We start from the raw sequence: 16,376 nt of genomic DNA, 5'->3' as shown, positions 1-16,376 counted from the left end.
GCGGAATGTTGGAACTGGATATTATTGGTGCGTGGGATGCAAGAGCCGTCAACCTCGATCAAGAAGAAGCTGATAGAAACGTCTACGAGTTCGATCTGACATTGTGGAACCTGCTATCCACTCTGGCAAAAGAACGTCCAGATGATGCGGCCTCACAATTTTCTTTGGGCATGGACACCGTTCAAAAGCTGTCACTGGCAACACCTTCCCAATTGGAAGCTCTGGCCTCTGGCGTGTTGATCTCTTTCAAACTCGAAACAGCAGAGCAGAACATCATCACGCGACTCTCTGGCGACTACGACCCTGTAGTTTTTATCAACCATAGTGTTGATGAATTTGATGCTGCCTACTGGTTGCTATTTAACCGCGTCGCATCGAGAGACCCGGAGATGGCAAAGGAAGTTTTCGGGGTTTCGAGAGAGCTTGCGGAGCTGGTGGCTAAGGCAACAGACAGCCAGTTGCGCCACATGTCTGGAACAACGGTTACGCATTTTACGCTTCGTTTTGCTCCGAGCATCATTGAAGAAATTCTCGATGACAGCCGGGAAGAGTTAACACACCCGGTATTGAAAAAACTGCAACAGTCTCTACAGGGACGTGGGAGGTGGAGATGAACATTGGCAACTCTGGTACATTGGGTCGCTGGGTTACAGCTCGACACATGGCCCTTGCTGGGTACATCACAAAAATCATCATGATCGAGACTGGCCTGACCTACAAACAGGTCAGACAGCTTTACCAGGATCTGGAGAGGGACGGATATACTCTGGAACGAAAATCCAGAACTTTCCGGGGTGGTGCGACACTGATTCATAGTCACACATCCAAGATACAGGCCTCTCTTCTAATGCAGCTCTACTTCAACATTGGTGGAGAAGCCGTGTTGCGGTCTGTGAACATCAAAGCCTTGAACAAGGCATTTAGAATGTATCACGCAATCCGCAAAGAAGTGCCCGGAATGAAAGGTGCTCGGTGGGCTCCGTTTGATATTACTGATGCCTGGTGTCTTGCTTCGGAGCTGAGAAGTGGGGACGCAATGCTGGAGGTGTGCGACAACTGCAAGTGTACGTACTTCACCTCTGTTAATCAAAGAACCTGCGTTGAATGTCCGTTCTGCAAAGAACAAGGAAGGCATGGTGGTGGGGAGAAAGAGTGTGCTTGAGTAGACTATGACATTTCGGACCAGAAGATGAGCGCCCAAACTTTGCGGCGCTCATTTTTTTACTTCTTCTGTGGGATACGGTAGCGCTCCAGCTCGACAGCTCCCAACCCCTTGAAAGCATCCGGGCGACGTCCTTGCCCACTCCACGAAACTCCGTCTTTTGAATATTTAGCATTATCAGGTTCTGATCTGCTCGTGAACATTTCGTTGAGCAAGCCGATGTCCACACCGCAGGATTCCATGTCGCTCATTATTCGCTCAGCCTGAGCTCGCTTTTCTTTTTCTTCTTCTTCTCGCTTTTTGTACTCTTCCTCCAGTTCATTGAGAACGCCCTTCATTCTGTCAATGATCTCCCGAACTTCATCTAACGGGAGTCCTCGCAACAGGGTGCGAATGCGGCTTTTACGCTTTAACTCTGCGATTATTAACTCTCTACGTTCAGCCGCTGATAGCGTAGAGAACTCCTCGTGGTCTTTCATGTCATACGGAGCCCATCAGTTTTCCTTTAAGTGAATCACGTTGAGAGTTCAGTTTTGCGTCAGTCTGCACTGGCGAATTTTGATGCTGTGCAGGTTGACTCTCTGAACTCTGTTGCTCAAAAGACCCAATGTTGCCAGAAAATCGAAGAGAATAAAGACCCAATAGAGCAAGGGCGCGGAGCCGATCACTACGCGCCTTATGCTGCATCTGGGACAGTTCACGATAGAGCTCCGGAAAGGCTTGCTCCGATATGTTCAGATTAGATATTTTTCCATCCCATTTGCTACCAGCCACAACGACCTCCTATCTATCAGCCGCAGAACCAGAAGCCCCTGGCATTGGATGCCACGGATTCGTTGGGCAGTACGATCCTGCTCTTAGGGAAAAGCTCCTTGGCCGCATCTTGGTAAGCCTCGGCACCGCCGCCAGCCAGCAGAACTACGTCAGCATCCATCCCGTCCTCACGCATTGACTTCCGCATAGGGATCAAGGCGTTTTGAGCGACTTTGGTTGAGGCTTTCTTGAAGTAGTCTTTGATCGATACCTTTTCACCGTAGAGGAAGATTTCGGCCTTACCGGCACGAATAGCTTTCTCGATCTTTTCGATGCCAGGGGCACCGCCGTGGTCTTCCTGAATTAGCCGGTCCGTTTCCTGTAGCAACACCGACATCGCCTTGAGGCTGGTGCCAGATGAGTGATAGCGGACCTCTCCCTCTTCAAGAGCTACCCAGTCTACAGAAAAGAACCCAGGGTCAATTACAACGGTTTTTCCTCCCTGGATAATCTCCAGGAGGTCTTCATCTTTGGTTGAACTTACAACATCCATGTAAGCACCGGCAGGTTGAGGTACAACCACGACAGACTTAACCGCTACCGATCGTTTTGGCGTGATCTGGTGTTCGCCCTCAAGCCGAGCTTTCAACGCCTCTCTGCGCTCTACGTCCATGTACTGACTAACAGGCAGGCCAGTCACCAGCACATCGATCTCCTTCTGCTCGGACATCAGGAGTGCAGCGTAGAAAAGAGCCTTGTATGGATTGGTCGAAGGATAGTCGCCGTGAAGCTCACGCTCCCATCCTTGCAATCGGTCAGGCTCGACGCCTGCAACCCATTTCTCTCCATCAATCACAACCTGAATGCAGGTCCCTGCACCGCCAGTTAACTGTTGTGGCATCAGTTCCAATGGACCTGCCCCCACCGGCATGACGACTGTGCGAGCTTCCTCACCTTTATACCCCATTGCCATTTTCAGGTTGGAGTAACCAATATCCAAACCCAGAACAAATTGACTCATGAAATCCTCCAAAGATTGCTTTTAGATTGCTTTTCGATTGCTTGCCGCGTGTTGGATAGAGAATAAGGCTAAAAGCGGGGACAGATGGCCTGTGTAATTGCCCAAAAGGGGCATATAGGTTGCTTTTCGGTGGCTTTTTGATCGTTGAGTAAGGGAACCTATGGGAACGCTGCACGGATAGGCTCAGATAAACAGACCTTACCCTCGCATCGAGAACCGCTTGCCCTCCAGCATCGAGAGACGGTGGTAAAGAGGCATTTGGAATCTTTGATGCCATATCCAATATATCTGGAATCTTTACATATAGATTCATATTTAAAGAGGCTGTGAAAGAATAAGAGCATCAAGATTCCAGATAGATAGAGGGAAATTTGACAAATTCCAAAGATGGGTTAGCCTAGTGACAGAACTAGATTCCAGTATTGGAATAATCAGCTTTAAATTCCAGATAGATAGTTATGTGGATAGGAATTGGATAGGAATTGGGAGGGTATTGAGGTGAGTCTACCAACAGAGCGATGGCTAGATCTGCTAGATCCGAAGCTCGAAGAAGAACGATCCGAGATAACAGAGGATCTGCTAGAGGCAGAGGGACGAGAGTTTGTTGCAGAGGTACGGAGCAAACTGGATCACGCCTTAGCGGTTCTTGCTGTCGAGGCGCAGCAGGAAGCGGACATGTACTGGAACGCGCACAAATCAGCGCGTGAAGAAGCGTCAGAGGACGAACAAGGGCGTGTCGGTACACGGGTTCGCATTCTAGGCGTATCACTCGTTGCAGAGTGGTATCGCAACAGATTTGTCGAACAAGTTCCCGGACAAAAGAAAAGGGTTCTATCGACACATATCAAGAAGGGTCGCGGTCATGCCTACAGCATGTCGCACTTCAAGAAAGAGCCTGTCTGGGCACAAGAGTTGATCCAGCAAGTTGAAACCAGGTATGCCGTGTTAAGACAACGCGCCACTGCCTTAGCAAAAATTCGCCGGGCGCTAAACGAGTACGAGCGCCAGCTAAACAAGACACATAGCGACGAGGTGTGACAACATGACAGCATCTGTAGCGGCCACTGAATTGGCGAAACTGGGGAAATGTGAAGCGATGATCAAGAAAGTCGCCAGCCATCCTCGCCCTGCCCTGTCAAAGCGCCCACAATCGCCACAGGGGACAGATAGCACCCTTCGGGGTGAGTTCGCTCATTTCCGATATGAAGCGGCAGCCCTGCGTTTTATGAGCGGCACTGCGGGGGCTAAGCGTCGCATCTACCAGCTAGTGTTTTCAGCGACGGTAGCAGCGGGAGCATTGACAATGCTGGCGGCATGGACCACCAGCTAGAAAGTATCGACGGAACAATCATGAGCAAGAGAACCAAAGACAAAGACCTGGAGAAACTCGACGTAATCAAAGACTCACCGCAAATGAGCCTGTTTGAGATCATTGAATCTCCGGCCAAGAAAGACGACTACTCCAACACCATCGAGATCTACGATGCGCTGCCGAAGTACATTTGGGACCAAAAGCGTGAGCATGAAGATTTATCCAACGCTGTAGTGACACGACAATGCACCATCAGAGGCCAGCATTTCACGGTGAAGGTGAAGCCAGCCATCATCGAGAAGGATGACGGAAGAACCGTGCTGATCTACGCGGGACAGCGAGAGGAAATCCTTGAGGATGCTCTACGCAAGCTCGCAGTGAACGGGAAAGGCCATATCATCGAGGGCAAGGCTGGAGTCATGTTCACTCTGTACGAACTCCAGAAAGAGCTCTCGAAGATGGGTCACGGTTACAACCTGAACGAAATCAAGGAAGCAATCCAGGTTTGTCGTGGCGCAACACTCGAATGTATCAGTGATGACGGCGAAGCCTTCATCAGCTCCAGCTTCTTCCCGATGGTGGGACTTACCACCAGAGGTGAGTTTCGCAAGAAAGGCGGGAACGCCAGGTGCTATGTGCAGTTCAACCCGCTGGTAAACAAATCGATCATGAATCTGTCGTTTCGTCAGTACAACTACAAAATCGGAATGCAAATCCGCTCCCCTCTTGCACGGTACATCTACAAGCGAATGAGCCACTACTGGACTCAAGCATCGCCAGATTCGCCGTACACGCCATCGCTTATCAGCTTCCTGACACAGAGCCCTCGTGAATTGAGCCCACGGATGCCGGAGAACGTCAGAGCTATGAAGCTCGCTCTGGAGGCCCTCATCAAACAAGAGGTCATAAGCGACTACGACGCGAACCAGATCAAGGATGGCCGCAGAGTCATCGACGTGCGGTACGTCATAAGGCCTCATGAGAACTTCGTGAAGCAGGTGATGGCGTCCAACAAGCGTAAGCAGCAGACAGAGCTACGGGCCATCAAGCAAGGCATGATCGACCACGACATCATTGATGAACCCCAGCGTAAGGGGAGGTAGCCACCAGAAGCTCCCAATACCCCAGGGAAAAGAAAGATAGGCGCGTCAGCGCCTTTTTTTATGCCAGAAGAAAGCGCACAAGGTACGCCCACAAGGAAAGACCGGAAACGGAATGCCTCCGCATATGGGGGAGCTGCACGGATAGAGCGAACGTGACCCCAGATGCTTCGTGGGCTGAGGCTCGATATATGGGAACGTTGCACGGTAGTTGCAAGCCGAGTCTCAGTATCGTGCAAGCGTAAGCCACGACGAAGGATAAGTGCCATGCTGCTCCAGTGGTTCCCGTAGAGTGGTTCCCGTAAGGTATTGATAGTTAAAGGGTGAGGATGTGGGGGACCTGCACGTTATGAGATTTGATATGTGGGTACGTTGCACGAAAGCAGGTTCTGAACCTCTCGATATATGGGAACTCTGCACGATTGACGAAGCAGAACAAAGATTGACAGATCAGGACAAACCTAAAAAGGCAGTCAAAATGACTCCAATAGTCCATAAAGTGATCGTGCTCACATAAAAAGAGGCCAAAAGTTATCCACATTTCCTGTGCATAAACGGGGTTTTGGTATGTGGGAGCGCTGCACGATCACATGTGGGTACGCTGCACGGAGCAAAAAACGACCAAAATTGATATATGGGAACGTTGCACGTTAAGAAGAGAATATATGGGCTGACTGCACGTATAACCTTAGACATGTGGGAACACTGCACGAACACCAGTTCTGATATGTGGGAACGCTGCACGAAAGCTCTGTTTTGTAAGGATTTTGTGGAAAAAAAAGGGGTTCCGTGTGGATAACAGTGGATAAGATCCAAGGGTATGTGGGGGCGTTGCACGGCAACCTATGGGTTCGCTGCACGGCAACCTATGGGTTCGTTGCACGGAATAAATATGAAAATGCCAGCAATATCAATGCGTTGAATGACAACTCAGAGCGCCTAACCTGTTTTTAACCGCTTTTAATCCTTTATACAAAGATCTAAAGATCTTTATATTTATCCTTTTGATCGCTGAGCAAAAAATAATCAACACTGTTTTTTAGAGAAAAGTCTCGTATGCAAGGCCGAACAGGACGAGTATCACTAACAAGATAAGCATCGACAGCACAAAGTAACCAGACTCGTACACCACAGCTTTGATCACAGAAACGACGCTGATCGATCTTCCAGAGATCCTCCCGATGATCCAGTGAAACGCAACGAACGAACCAAGCCCACAGATCAGCACCACCGCTACGGAGACAAGTGCATGTTCCCTCAGGACAGACTCACTAAGGAAACCATACTGCATCCCCATCAATACAAGCCTGCCAATGCCAAACCCCAGACCCAATGCAACAGCTCCACGAACCAGCACAACCTTCAACGACTGGAGCCATGTCAGTTCAAGATCCATCCCCTTACGGGAAGACCGACGCACCAGCACCATAGATATGCCCAGCCCCAAAAACACCAAAAAAACAAAATCCAACATTACCACCTCTGCACAAATCAATCAGAACCACAGGCCTCTCGGCCAAATGCGCCACCAGGGAGAACCCACTTCTGCCCCTCCGGCACAAAAATCGGGAGCGTGTAATCCTCTCTGGATACCTGCTCCAATGCCTCAACATCACTAATCTGTATCGGCGCAACAGCAGAACCTAAATCTATTACGTCGATTTTTTTTCTTGATACCGTCACACCAAAGGTTTGTTCATACTGAGCAATCTTCCCAGCTCGTTCAGGCCAGTAGTGACGGATAGTGGACCAGATACGCTGTGAGTTGTAGATGCAGGTCATACACGAAGACCGGCTCCAACCAAGGCGATAAGGGACTGGGGCCAGAATGCGGTGACGCTCGATTACTTCCCATACCTCTTCCTCAGTCCAATGAAGAACGGGCCTCCAGGCATCAACTAACCGTGCAGTCTTCCCATATCTTCTGTCACAGGCATGAGCCTCAAGCTGGTTGTACTTGGATCTGTTTGCACTTTCCTCCCGGCGCTCACCAGTGATGAAAAGGATCTTCTTCCCCTTGAAGCGCTCCTGGTTATTAAGAGCTCTGCGGCCAACATCGATCTTCAAGGCTGATGAACACCACCTTGTTTGGAGTGATGGCGATTGCTGAGGGAAACGAAGGCGTGTACCAGGCTTAGAGCGCTTATGGTCTCTAGGCAGCACCAGAAGCCCCTCAGGCGTCTCTACACGATGGGGGTGGCTATAGGCATTGTCTTTGAGCATTTCGCCCTCAAAGCCGCCCTCAAGCCACGAGAAGTACATTGGGACACCCAGTTCTTCCCCGAGCTGACGACAGTAATCACGCATGAAGGCCCAATCCATCAACGAACTACCTTCCTGACCATCAACATCATGGTGCCAGAACTCCACCTTTGACTTATCAACACCCATGTCCACCAGCCGCAAGTACGCAGCAATCGAGTCCTTGCCTCCAGACAGGCAAACAATGATGTGGTCGTACAAACTCAAGTCCACATCCGGCGCTGAGAAGTACGTTGTTCTATCGTCACAACGCTGACTGGAAGATATACCGGTAAGAACCGACTCCAGTGATGGCAACACCACCTGGTCATCGAACAAATCTCCTTGGTTTTCTCGTCTCAACATAAGTCGCTCTTTTTTCTTTACTGGGTTGTTTTTATGATTTACAGTATTATAAAATGATGCTGTGAAAAGTAAAGTTTTCAGAACGACCAGTCACTCAGGAGAACTTGATAAGCACCAGAAAGCAATCTAAAGGTGGTTTTTCGGTGAGGTTAGTTCAGGGGCAACCTGTCTTGCTGATTGAAAATCATCAAGAAGTGGTTTTTTGGTGTGGTTACGGTTTGAGGGGGTGAGTATGTGGGAACGTTGCACGGTTAAAGGGGGCCGCACATGAAAACGATAAAGCGGTTCATCGTATGGGTGAATTACGGTCTTGAGGGTTGGAGCATTTTCGGATCGAGCGATGACTGGGATGAAGCGGTATCCATCCGTTCGGAAGCGATAGACGAATGCAATATTGATGAGGAAGACATCATCTTGGCAGAAAACAAAAACGAGCTGGTGGTAAAACCTGCGGCCAAGCAAATGACGGAGTGGCACCGGGAACTGGAAGCCGTCCTTATGACCTTGGATGACTGCCAGATGGAATGTGACGGCATGACATGGGCAGTAAGCCACCTACTCAATGACGCGGGTGTACCTCATGACTGCATGTATGGTTTTGTGCGAAACGAACAGACCAAGGACATCGTGACACCGCATTTCTGGGTTGTCCTGGATGATGGGTGGTTGGTGGATCTGAGGCTACGCATGTGGCTTGGCGATCACGACAACATTCCTCACGGGGTATTCCATCCCGATAACGAGCCAGGATTTTTCTACAAGGGAGACCCCGTTCAAAACCATAAAGGGATGAGACTGGGCAAAGCCGTCCTGGACATCATGACCGACGGAAAAATTTCACATGTGAAAGTTCCTGAACGACAAGACGGAGAGTAATAGCGTGGAATTTGATTACGACAAGTCAGTATCAAACGCACATCTTGAGGCCGCAGGCTGGGGTATGGATGCCTTTAATCACTCCAACCCATTTGAGAGCCATGTCATCTATGTGCGTGACTACCGCAACGATCACATCCGCCTGTTCACCATCAAGAAGGCTGACTTCGACACGATAAAGCTGCCGCTTCACCTTACCTCCGACATGCTGGCTTCGGTGATCGCTGAGTTCGTATCGAAGGCAGCAAAAGGGAAGTTGAATACGAAGGAGTCCGATACGCTGGCTCCTGCCTTGGTTGGCTATGCCAAATCAACAGAAACCTACCGGAGCTGGCGGAGAGTGTCTGGAACAACAGAGCGATTGCATATGGTCATCAATATCTACGCGGGTTCTGGATTGCTGAGACCTTTCATCGCTCGGGCTCCTGAGACCGTCCTGACGACCCAAGAGCTACTGGTCTTCTCATCACAGGTTAAGAACATGGATGTATCCAATCATCCAGAGTGGTTTAGGGGCCTGAGGTAGTCATGAAGGCAGTTCTCTGGATATTCGTCCTTATCATTGCACCTTTCGTCATTGCGAAAGTGGACCAGTGGCGCAAACGCGGCATTGGAGACACCTGGGCGTGGTGGAAATCAGAGAACATGCCTTATGAGCTGCGCTCGGCCACTCTGTTTTTATCCGAACAGGACATATCAACCACACAGCCGGTGCCCATGCACGGCAGGGTTGATCAGGTGTACAAAGCCAAGAATGGGGTTCTCATTCCCTTGGACACCAAGCTGCGCCAGGTAAACCACATCTATGAGTCGGACATTATCCAGCTCTCGGTTTACCGGGTAATTCTGTCACACAAGTACAAGGCACCCGTTGCCAAGTACGGCTATGTCCGAACCGTTGTTGAGACAGCGGACGGGGATAGAGTCCGTTACATCAAGACAAACCTTCTCAGCGAAAAAGAAGTGGTCAAGTTGTGGCACCGCTATCAATCCATCCGTTCTGGTCAGGTAAAAACCTCCTGTTCCTGTGGCGGAAAGTTTCACATGTGAAAGTTCTGGATTGAATTAGGGTTGCCCGAATTGGGCAGCTAGGCGGGGTTGCATTTTTGAAAAGTCCTGTACGCTGGTTGGTATAGGAGGTGAATAGTGGCCCAGCTTAAACATAACCGCTTCGTCATGTTGGGGTCCTTGGTAGCGACGGTCGTAGCTGCTGCGAATGGCTTGAGTTTTCTCACCCTTATGGCTGGTGGAATGACCCTTATCCAGTTCATGGCTTGGAAGCAACAAGATGCTGTCCGTAGCCGGTTTAAAGCTGCGAAGGATGCGTTTGAAGCGTTGAACGTTATTGCGTTCGACAAGCACTGGGTAGGTTCAACCGCGACGGTCGCCAAAGTGTCGAACATGATCACTCCGCCCGAACGACTGGATAAGCCCTGGGCGGTGCAAGTTCTGGCCGTAACCAAAGGTGGGACGTGGTTCGCAGTGGATCTGCAAGTGACCGGCACTGACAAGGTTCAGATGCTTAGCCTCCACCAGCTTAGTGAAAAGGCGGCAAAGACCATGCTGGCCTTCGACCTCGAAGTGTATAGAAAATTTTCGGAAACCTGATGTTGCATGAGGACAATGTGATGGAAAAAGTCAAAAGCGTAGATGCCATGGAGTTCACGGCAGCAGATAAGAAGGCGATGACCCATGCGGCATACGCCCAGTGTTTCTTCATTCTGGCCCAAGTGATGGCATTCCCTTCCCTAGGGGTGGCTGGCGCTATGGTTGCTGCTCTGTGCGGCATGATGCCGTGGTTGACCAAGTTCGCCAAAGAGGCTCCATCGAAAGCCTTTGGCATGGTGATGGCTTCACTCTGCCTTGCTCCTGTGTACGGGAAACTCTGTGAGCTGGTGGTCCACGCGATTCAGGGAGCTTGAGCTTATGGGGGTAGTACGAGTTCCCTACCTCTTGGCTGAGCTGAAAGAACGCGGATGTGCTGATGAATCTGCTCTGGCGCAGGTTATGCAGCCTGGATGCCGAATTGGAGAGGAAGACCTACGGAAGTTGGCCGCAAATTTAGGGCTTGAAGTTTCTGAGCTGGCACCAGCGCCAGAGAACGCGGCCAACACCCGGTTCAAAGCAAAGCTGAGAGGAGGTTTGGCCTCCTTTCTTTTTGAGTACGACGGCTGTTTCCGACATGCCGAAGGCTCCAGCCATGCAGAAATGTTGGGTATCGAGCAAGAAGACGATATTGGTCTTCCGAGTCGAGCTGCTGACGCCATGCTCCTGGAAAAGATGCTTTACCAGGTAATCGCTCGGGCTAAGTACATGCTCGGCAAAATCGACAGCAAGTTTGTCAGGTCAGAACAAGCAATCGAGTTCCGTGAGCAACTTGCTCCTGGGATCTTCAGGCCAGGGTACAGAGGTTTCCGATTCAAGGAGGCTGCCGCTGGTGATTTGCCTACAGTCATGATTGACGGTCGGAAGTTCAATTGCGTTGCCAGTATAGCCAGAGCGCATGGACTTGATCCGGTAACGGTGCGTAGGCGCATTGCGGACACAAGGAAGGCCGCAGACAAACTCTCCAATGATGAGTGGAAACTCATCCTCGCCAAGAAAAAAGGTAAAGGGAAACCCTTCACCTATCTGGACAGGACCTACAGCAACATTGCCCAGTTCTGTCGTGAGCATCAGCTCAACACCAACCTTGTTTACCAGAAAGTCAAAGACCGGGCTGATAGCGCTGATGAAGAGTTCTGGGGACAGATAATCGAAACATGCAAAAGGAAAGACTAATGGCAGAAAACAAAGAGATCCCCTGGGAGAAAGAGCTCATTGAGAAGTACATGTTCACCCTGCATAAAGAGCAGGTGAAAGACCGGCGCTGGCGGACCATGTTGCGTGTGCTTCGCGCATCAGGTTTCGTGCTTCTCATGATCGGCTTCATCATTTTGGCATCTAATCCGGGTGGGATGCCGTGGCAAAGCGCCAAGGCTGGAGCCCCTCACACCGCGTATATCAACATCCGTGGTGAAATTGCTGCTGGCACACTGGCCGATGCTGATCACCTTATCCCGTCCATCCAAGCAGCATTCGACAACCCGAATTCACAAGCTGTCGTGCTTCGCATAAACAGCCCTGGCGGTAGCCCGGTTCAAGCAGGACGGATTTATGAAGAAGTGAAGGCGCAGCGAGCCCTTCATCCGGAGAAAAAGGTCTACGCCATCATTGATGACATCGGTGCCTCTGGCGGTTATTACATCGCCTCTGCTGCGGATGAAATCTATGCTGACCGCGCCAGTCTTGTCGGTTCTATCGGCGTCATTAGCTCAGGGTTTGGATTCACCGGCTTGATGGACAGGCTCGGCATCGAGCGCCGGGCAATCACTTCCGGAGAGCACAAAGCGCTTCTCGACCCATTCTCCCCTCTTACCTCTGATATGAAGAAATTCTGGGAGGGCGTTCTATCGAAAACCCACCAGCAGTTCATCGAACGAGTGAAGGCTGGGCGGGGTGATCGACTGAAAGACGCCCCAGAGGTGTTTTCTGGATTGCTCTGGAACGGGGAGCAGGCCAAAGAAATTGGGCTGATTGATGGCCTGGGGAGTTTGAACTCCGTGGCGCGAGACGTCATCCACCAGAGCAACTTGGTGGACTACACACCAACCGAAGACATCATCCGGCGACTGACCCAACGAGCGAAGCTCGAAGCCAGTTCCTTCGTGCAAGAACTCAGCGCTGTGAAAGTTTACTGATAGGAGCAGTTTGACATGACAGAACAAAGTACCAAATCACTACGTCTCGGGGTTTTTGCCGCCATTATTTTGGGGCTCGTAGGAACCGGGTTCGGAATCTACCAGCTCGTGAAAGAGAAGGATCTGGCGCAAGAGATCGCCAACGTGAAGTCCACGGTCAACCAGGTGAAAGATGCCGAAGGCGTCACCTTCAAAAGCAAGGCAGAGTTTGAGGCTGCTGTGGCCGAAAGCATCAATAAGTTTGTCGCGCAGAAACAACAAGCCGACATCGATCAGAAGTATGCCCAGTTCGAGGCGGCACCTGAAAAGGTCGAAGACGGCAAACACATCTATGGGGACCTTGGTGCCCGATTCACGCTGGTGGAGTTCTCTGATATGGAGTGCCCCTTCTGTAAGCAATTCCACGACACGCCCAAGCAAATTGTGGATGCCAGTAAAGGCAATGTGAATTGGCAGTGGAAGCACATGCCTCTCGACTTCCATAACCCGGCAGCTCACAAGGAAGCGTTGGCCGCTGAATGTATTGCTGAACAGAAGGGCAACCGTGGCTTCTGGGTCTTCGTGAATGAGATTTTCCATCACAGCAAAGGCAACGGTGCCGGTGTTTCTGACTTGGCCTCTGTTGTCACGGGTGTTGGTGCTGATCTGGATGCTTTCCGTGAGTGTCTCAGCTCTGGCAAGCACGAAGATAAAGTTCAAGCTGACATCCAGAAAGCCAAGAGTTACGGCGTTAATGGTACTCCAGCAACCTTTGTTGTAGACAACCAGACAGGCAAGAGTCAGCTACTCGGTGGTGCTCAACCGGCACAAGCCATCATGGCGGTGATGCGAAAAATGATGATTGAGTCGCAACAAGACGACTCAGCGAACCAATAAAAACTTTCACATGTGAAAGTGGAGTGAGAACTGATGATCAAGATTACAACTAAATTGGGGTGCCTTCTGGCGGGGCTGCTTGTCCTGTCGGCTTGCTCAAGCGTCCCTCAGACAAGCAACGAATACACGAAAGCCCTGGATGATACCAAACAGGTATGTGCTGCCTGTGCTCTGGTTGGTAATGACCTGCTGGTTGCCCTCAACAAGTCATGCGACAAACCCATAACCCCGGAGACTCTAACCAGCGTCATGAACAGTAACTCGATGTTTGCCGCCATGATGGCAATTAACTCCATTGGTGGAACCGACCTTTATCAGGTTTACCGTGATGCGGCTATCGACACCCTGCGATGCAATGAGATGGACACTTGGCCTGAACGGACCAAGGTGCGTTTCCAGCAGCCCGACATGCAAAAGGCGCTGGCCTTGAGGGTTTCTGTCAGACAGCAGAATGCAAATTAACTTTCACATGTGAAAGTCAGGTCCCTCAGGGGCCTGATTTCACTATGAGGTGTACCAATGGAGTTACAAGAAGCAAAAAATGCTCTCGATAGCCTTCACCCCCACAAGGCCTCAGCCCCTTTGAGGCTTGTCATCCACCAGCCTGGAGGGATTGGTGGAACCCCTACCGTAGGGGTGAAAGCAATTCATGCTGGGTTTGATTGGGACAGCAACACCATCCTGATCTACCCGGAAGAGCAGCTCACCCGGTTGACGCCGGATGAGGTCGCCGCCATCACGAAGTCAGTATCGAAGGGACAGTCCTGGCATTCATATCAGCAGTTCAAGAAGTATCGGGAGCAGTTGGCCGAAGCCACGGAGGAAATTAATAGGCTCAGGGCTGAGCTGGGCAGGTATCAGAATAACGGGAGGGGGTAATGCTAAAACGCGGAATTATCAATCTCGCTGCTAGTTACATCATTGTTGATGCCCTACTCCGGAATGCAGCAATTTGGATCTTTGGCTTGTCCTTCTCCATTGGTGGCACTTACGTCGCTGGCGAGGCCAGTACATGGGGCGTTTACCTAGCCACTTCTGGTGCAATGACACTCTGTTCTGTCGTAACAGCCTACCTGCTCGTGACCTATCACCGCTGGGGGCTGATGACGGCCAGGGTCTGGCTGCTATTGAGTGCCTGCCTAAACGGCTATGCCGTCTATTTGAGCAGCCACAACATCCAGTTGGTGGTGGCACTGCTTTCCAGCCTGTTTATTGCTTTGTGGATGCTCAAGACCCTTGAGCAACCAGCAGTGAAGGGGACGTACAAGGTAATCGCTGATCTTCACCGTCAGCTATGGGGAATGTTGAAGGGACAAACACAATGACGACGAATACTCAAAACGCGAACGCCAACCAGGTTCGGTCTTTACGCGACATGCTTGTCCCCGCCCTGTTGTTCTATGTGGTGATGACGGCCATGTTTGTGGGTCTTGACGCATTCATGGATAAACCCACCAGCATGAACCTGCCATTTATGCCGTTCCTTGTCTCGATGGTGAGTTTTACCAGTGACGCACGTCGAGCGTGGGACTGGCGGAACGGGACCAAGGTTGTGGCCGTATTGACTGCGGTAGCCATGCTGTTGGCATTCATCTATCAACTCGCGGTCGGAGAGGTAAATCTCTTAGGGGTTGGTATATACCCGGCCACAGCCATCCTTCTGTTGGCAATCACCTGGGTGATTCGCGCTATCGGAAAGACGGCTCCTTTCCAGTTCCTGGGGAGACACCTGGCGCGGTTTGGTGCATCGAAGTGGGTCCAGCGTACCGCCGCAGTCATTGTGCTCGCGGGTGGCCTTGCCATCACTGTCTATGCCTACTGGCTTAACCACGGGAGCTGATGATGATCATTGCAACGAAGAGCGGCTTGCTGGTGGCCGCAGAACTAATCAAGGAAGAGGCCGGGTACTGGCTACTACAGCCTCGTGACCAAAAGACGCCGGTCAGAGTGAATAAGCAAGATGACAATAAACGCGCTTTCACGCATATGGGAGACGCCCTTCGCTGGGCAGGTGATCCTGAGCTTGCAAAGCAGTTCGATGCCGAGGGGGAAGAACATGCAAATTCGTGACTACATGACAAAGTTGTTTGAAGCATTTGGTGATGTAGAAGAAGTCACCCGAGAAATGCTTCTGGAGCAGGCGGAGCTCATTCATACGATCAGCGATAAGTGTCAGAGCACAGGCCTGTTTCTGGATAGTCAGGTTCGTTTCAACCAGTTCGTTCAAGAGATTGAGGCTGACGACAATGTAGAGGATCGGTTGCTTCATGCTTGGTGCTGGGTAATGGACCGAATAGTGAAGGCACCAACATCCTTTCACATGGATGGGGCTGTGATTTTGACAATGCCTCTGGTCGCCAGATACCTGCCACCAGTTGAACGGGAGCCGGAAACCATCGTGGTGAATCTCGATGAGGACTACAAGGCTCCTGTAGGCAACCAAACACTCTGCGAGCTCATTATGGAACGGAGGCATTGGCCGCAAGGTGCAACGTGCGCGACCCAAGAAGCGGATGGTGAAATCCTCTACTGGGACGCCCCGGTTCAGGTAGTAGAGGAAGGCAGAAAGGCCGCTGGCAAGCATGGCATGATGGCTGAAATAGGATTAAAGCATCAAGTAGACTTTTGGTTTTCTGACATGGCCGAAACTCGGCTCGCAACCGATTGGAACACCGCCGTCATCACACCTCACTGCTTGCTACTTTCCTATCTTGATGTGCTCCAAAAGAACAAAGTGCCGTTTGATGAGGGGGTGCGGCTCGCTGCCGAATGGGTAACGCAACTTGGTGGGGAGTCTCGTAAAGATACCGAGGAAGAGCCGGAAGCTGATGCTACGGTGCTTTCCCTTGGGCGAGCCACAGCTCATTGCTTTAAACCTTATCCGGACACACAAAATTTCTATTACGAGGCCTAAGCCTCACCCAAACAG

At 50.9% G+C, this 16,376-nt stretch carries 24 protein-coding genes; 19 read left to right on the top strand and 5 right to left on the bottom strand.

All coding sequences use genetic code 11. The annotated features are described in order from the left end of the window. Positions 1–5 precede the first annotated feature (5 nt). Both BFF42_RS20180 and BFF42_RS20175 read left to right on the top strand, forming a co-directional pair. Positions 6–614 (top strand): hypothetical protein, encoded by a 609-nt coding sequence (locus BFF42_RS20180; protein WP_000891157.1) that lies wholly within the window; start codon positions 6–8, stop codon positions 612–614. After that, positions 611–1,162, top strand: coding sequence for a FlhC family transcriptional regulator (locus BFF42_RS20175; protein WP_001348533.1), 552 nt, complete (start codon positions 611–613; stop codon positions 1,160–1,162). The genes BFF42_RS20180 and BFF42_RS20175 overlap by 4 nt, the downstream gene beginning before the upstream one ends. Before the next feature lie 59 nt (positions 1,163–1,221). Here the strand turns inward: BFF42_RS20175 and BFF42_RS20170 are convergent, their stop codons facing one another. Genes BFF42_RS20170 through BFF42_RS20160 form a run of 3 tightly spaced genes read right to left on the bottom strand, consistent with a single transcriptional unit; the run spans position 1,222 to position 2,936 of the window. Then, the gene (locus tag BFF42_RS20170; protein WP_000651490.1) at positions 1,222–1,641 is read right to left on the bottom strand and encodes an H-NS family histone-like protein; all 420 of its coding nucleotides are present in this window, start codon (positions 1,639–1,641) and stop codon (positions 1,222–1,224) included. Between the two features lies 1 nt (position 1,642). Further along, positions 1,643–1,936: a hypothetical protein gene (locus BFF42_RS20165; RefSeq protein ID WP_000919078.1), complete on the bottom strand. Its 294-nt coding sequence runs from the start codon at positions 1,934–1,936 to the stop codon at positions 1,643–1,645. A 16-nt stretch (positions 1,937–1,952) separates the two neighbouring features. After that, positions 1,953–2,936, bottom strand: a complete 984-nt coding sequence (locus tag BFF42_RS20160; protein ID WP_000077457.1) for a ParM/StbA family protein — start codon at positions 2,934–2,936, stop codon at positions 1,953–1,955. Positions 2,937–3,434: 498 nt separating this feature from the next. Here BFF42_RS20160 and mobI point away from each other — a divergent pair, with 498 nt between their 5' ends. From mobI to BFF42_RS20145, 3 genes are read left to right on the top strand one after another with little or no spacing between them, the layout of a single operon-like run. Continuing rightward, positions 3,435–3,974 (top strand): conjugative transfer protein MobI(A/C), encoded by a 540-nt coding sequence (gene mobI, locus BFF42_RS20155; RefSeq protein ID WP_001447712.1) that lies wholly within the window; start codon positions 3,435–3,437, stop codon positions 3,972–3,974. Positions 3,975–3,978: 4 nt separating this feature from the next. Beyond that, entirely contained in the window at positions 3,979–4,266 is a 288-nt protein-coding gene (locus BFF42_RS20150; RefSeq protein ID WP_000127321.1) for a hypothetical protein, read from the top strand. A 20-nt stretch (positions 4,267–4,286) separates the two neighbouring features. Then, the gene (locus BFF42_RS20145) at positions 4,287–5,351 is read left to right on the top strand and encodes a plasmid replication protein (RefSeq protein WP_371462443.1); all 1,065 of its coding nucleotides are present in this window, start codon (positions 4,287–4,289) and stop codon (positions 5,349–5,351) included. Between the two features lie 1,036 nt (positions 5,352–6,387). On the opposite strand, the gene BFF42_RS20130 is transcribed toward BFF42_RS20145, so the two are convergent. Then, the gene (locus BFF42_RS20130) at positions 6,388–6,822 is read right to left on the bottom strand and encodes a hypothetical protein (protein ID WP_004201092.1); all 435 of its coding nucleotides are present in this window, start codon (positions 6,820–6,822) and stop codon (positions 6,388–6,390) included. Between the two features lie 17 nt (positions 6,823–6,839). Continuing rightward, positions 6,840–7,955, bottom strand: a complete 1,116-nt coding sequence (locus BFF42_RS20125) for a phosphoadenosine phosphosulfate reductase domain-containing protein (RefSeq protein WP_000946104.1) — start codon at positions 7,953–7,955, stop codon at positions 6,840–6,842. Positions 7,956–8,222: 267 nt separating this feature from the next. On the opposite strand from BFF42_RS20125, the gene BFF42_RS20120 reads away from it, so the two are divergent. The 14 genes from BFF42_RS20120 (at position 8,223) to BFF42_RS20055 (ending at position 16,361) form a co-directional block, all read left to right on the top strand. Then, the gene (locus tag BFF42_RS20120) at positions 8,223–8,831 is read left to right on the top strand and encodes a hypothetical protein (protein ID WP_000849069.1); all 609 of its coding nucleotides are present in this window, start codon (positions 8,223–8,225) and stop codon (positions 8,829–8,831) included. Positions 8,832–8,835: 4 nt separating this feature from the next. Beyond that, the gene (locus tag BFF42_RS20115) at positions 8,836–9,357 is read left to right on the top strand and encodes a hypothetical protein (protein WP_000393783.1); all 522 of its coding nucleotides are present in this window, start codon (positions 8,836–8,838) and stop codon (positions 9,355–9,357) included. A gap of 2 nt (positions 9,358–9,359) precedes the next feature. Next, positions 9,360–9,881, top strand: coding sequence for a hypothetical protein (locus BFF42_RS20110; RefSeq protein WP_000648873.1), 522 nt, complete (start codon positions 9,360–9,362; stop codon positions 9,879–9,881). A 96-nt stretch (positions 9,882–9,977) separates the two neighbouring features. Next, on the top strand, positions 9,978–10,439 hold the full coding sequence (locus BFF42_RS20105; protein ID WP_371462440.1) for a hypothetical protein: 462 nt from the start codon (positions 9,978–9,980) through the stop codon (positions 10,437–10,439). 20 nt (positions 10,440–10,459) lie between these two features. After that, positions 10,460–10,753 carry a hypothetical protein gene (locus BFF42_RS20100; RefSeq protein WP_167697717.1) on the top strand — a complete coding sequence of 98 codons (294 nt, stop codon included), beginning with the start codon at positions 10,460–10,462 and terminating at the stop codon, positions 10,751–10,753. Between the two features lie 4 nt (positions 10,754–10,757). Beyond that, entirely contained in the window at positions 10,758–11,612 is an 855-nt protein-coding gene (locus BFF42_RS20095; protein ID WP_000539391.1) for a hypothetical protein, read from the top strand. After that, positions 11,612–12,571 carry a S49 family peptidase gene (locus tag BFF42_RS20090; RefSeq protein WP_000829617.1) on the top strand — a complete coding sequence of 320 codons (960 nt, stop codon included), beginning with the start codon at positions 11,612–11,614 and terminating at the stop codon, positions 12,569–12,571. The genes BFF42_RS20095 and BFF42_RS20090 overlap by 1 nt, the downstream gene beginning before the upstream one ends. Before the next feature lie 15 nt (positions 12,572–12,586). Then, positions 12,587–13,447 carry a DsbA family protein gene (locus BFF42_RS20085; RefSeq protein WP_000139696.1) on the top strand — a complete coding sequence of 287 codons (861 nt, stop codon included), beginning with the start codon at positions 12,587–12,589 and terminating at the stop codon, positions 13,445–13,447. 33 nt (positions 13,448–13,480) lie between these two features. Continuing rightward, entirely contained in the window at positions 13,481–13,909 is a 429-nt protein-coding gene (locus BFF42_RS20080) for a hypothetical protein (protein WP_000591076.1), read from the top strand. 57 nt (positions 13,910–13,966) lie between these two features. Then, a complete protein-coding gene (locus tag BFF42_RS20075; RefSeq protein WP_000422769.1) occupies positions 13,967–14,326 on the top strand; it encodes a hypothetical protein in 360 nt (119 codons plus the stop codon). Continuing rightward, positions 14,326–14,772, top strand: a complete 447-nt coding sequence (locus BFF42_RS20070; protein WP_000919343.1) for a hypothetical protein — start codon at positions 14,326–14,328, stop codon at positions 14,770–14,772. Before BFF42_RS20075 ends, BFF42_RS20070 begins: the two co-directional genes overlap by 1 nt. Continuing rightward, entirely contained in the window at positions 14,769–15,287 is a 519-nt protein-coding gene (locus BFF42_RS20065) for a nitrite reductase (RefSeq protein WP_000210757.1), read from the top strand. Before BFF42_RS20070 ends, BFF42_RS20065 begins: the two co-directional genes overlap by 4 nt. Further along, the gene (locus tag BFF42_RS20060; protein WP_000972665.1) at positions 15,287–15,517 is read left to right on the top strand and encodes a hypothetical protein; all 231 of its coding nucleotides are present in this window, start codon (positions 15,287–15,289) and stop codon (positions 15,515–15,517) included. The genes BFF42_RS20065 and BFF42_RS20060 overlap by 1 nt, the downstream gene beginning before the upstream one ends. Continuing rightward, positions 15,504–16,361 (top strand): hypothetical protein, encoded by an 858-nt coding sequence (locus tag BFF42_RS20055; protein WP_001167036.1) that lies wholly within the window; start codon positions 15,504–15,506, stop codon positions 16,359–16,361. The genes BFF42_RS20060 and BFF42_RS20055 overlap by 14 nt, the downstream gene beginning before the upstream one ends. Positions 16,362–16,376: the final 15 nt, after the last annotated feature.

Source organism: Shigella sp. FC1661 (assembly GCF_001712525.1).
GTDB classification, from domain to species: Bacteria; Pseudomonadota; Gammaproteobacteria; order Enterobacterales; family Enterobacteriaceae; genus Escherichia; species Escherichia coli.
This window is presented reverse-complemented; position numbering and strand designations above follow the sequence as displayed.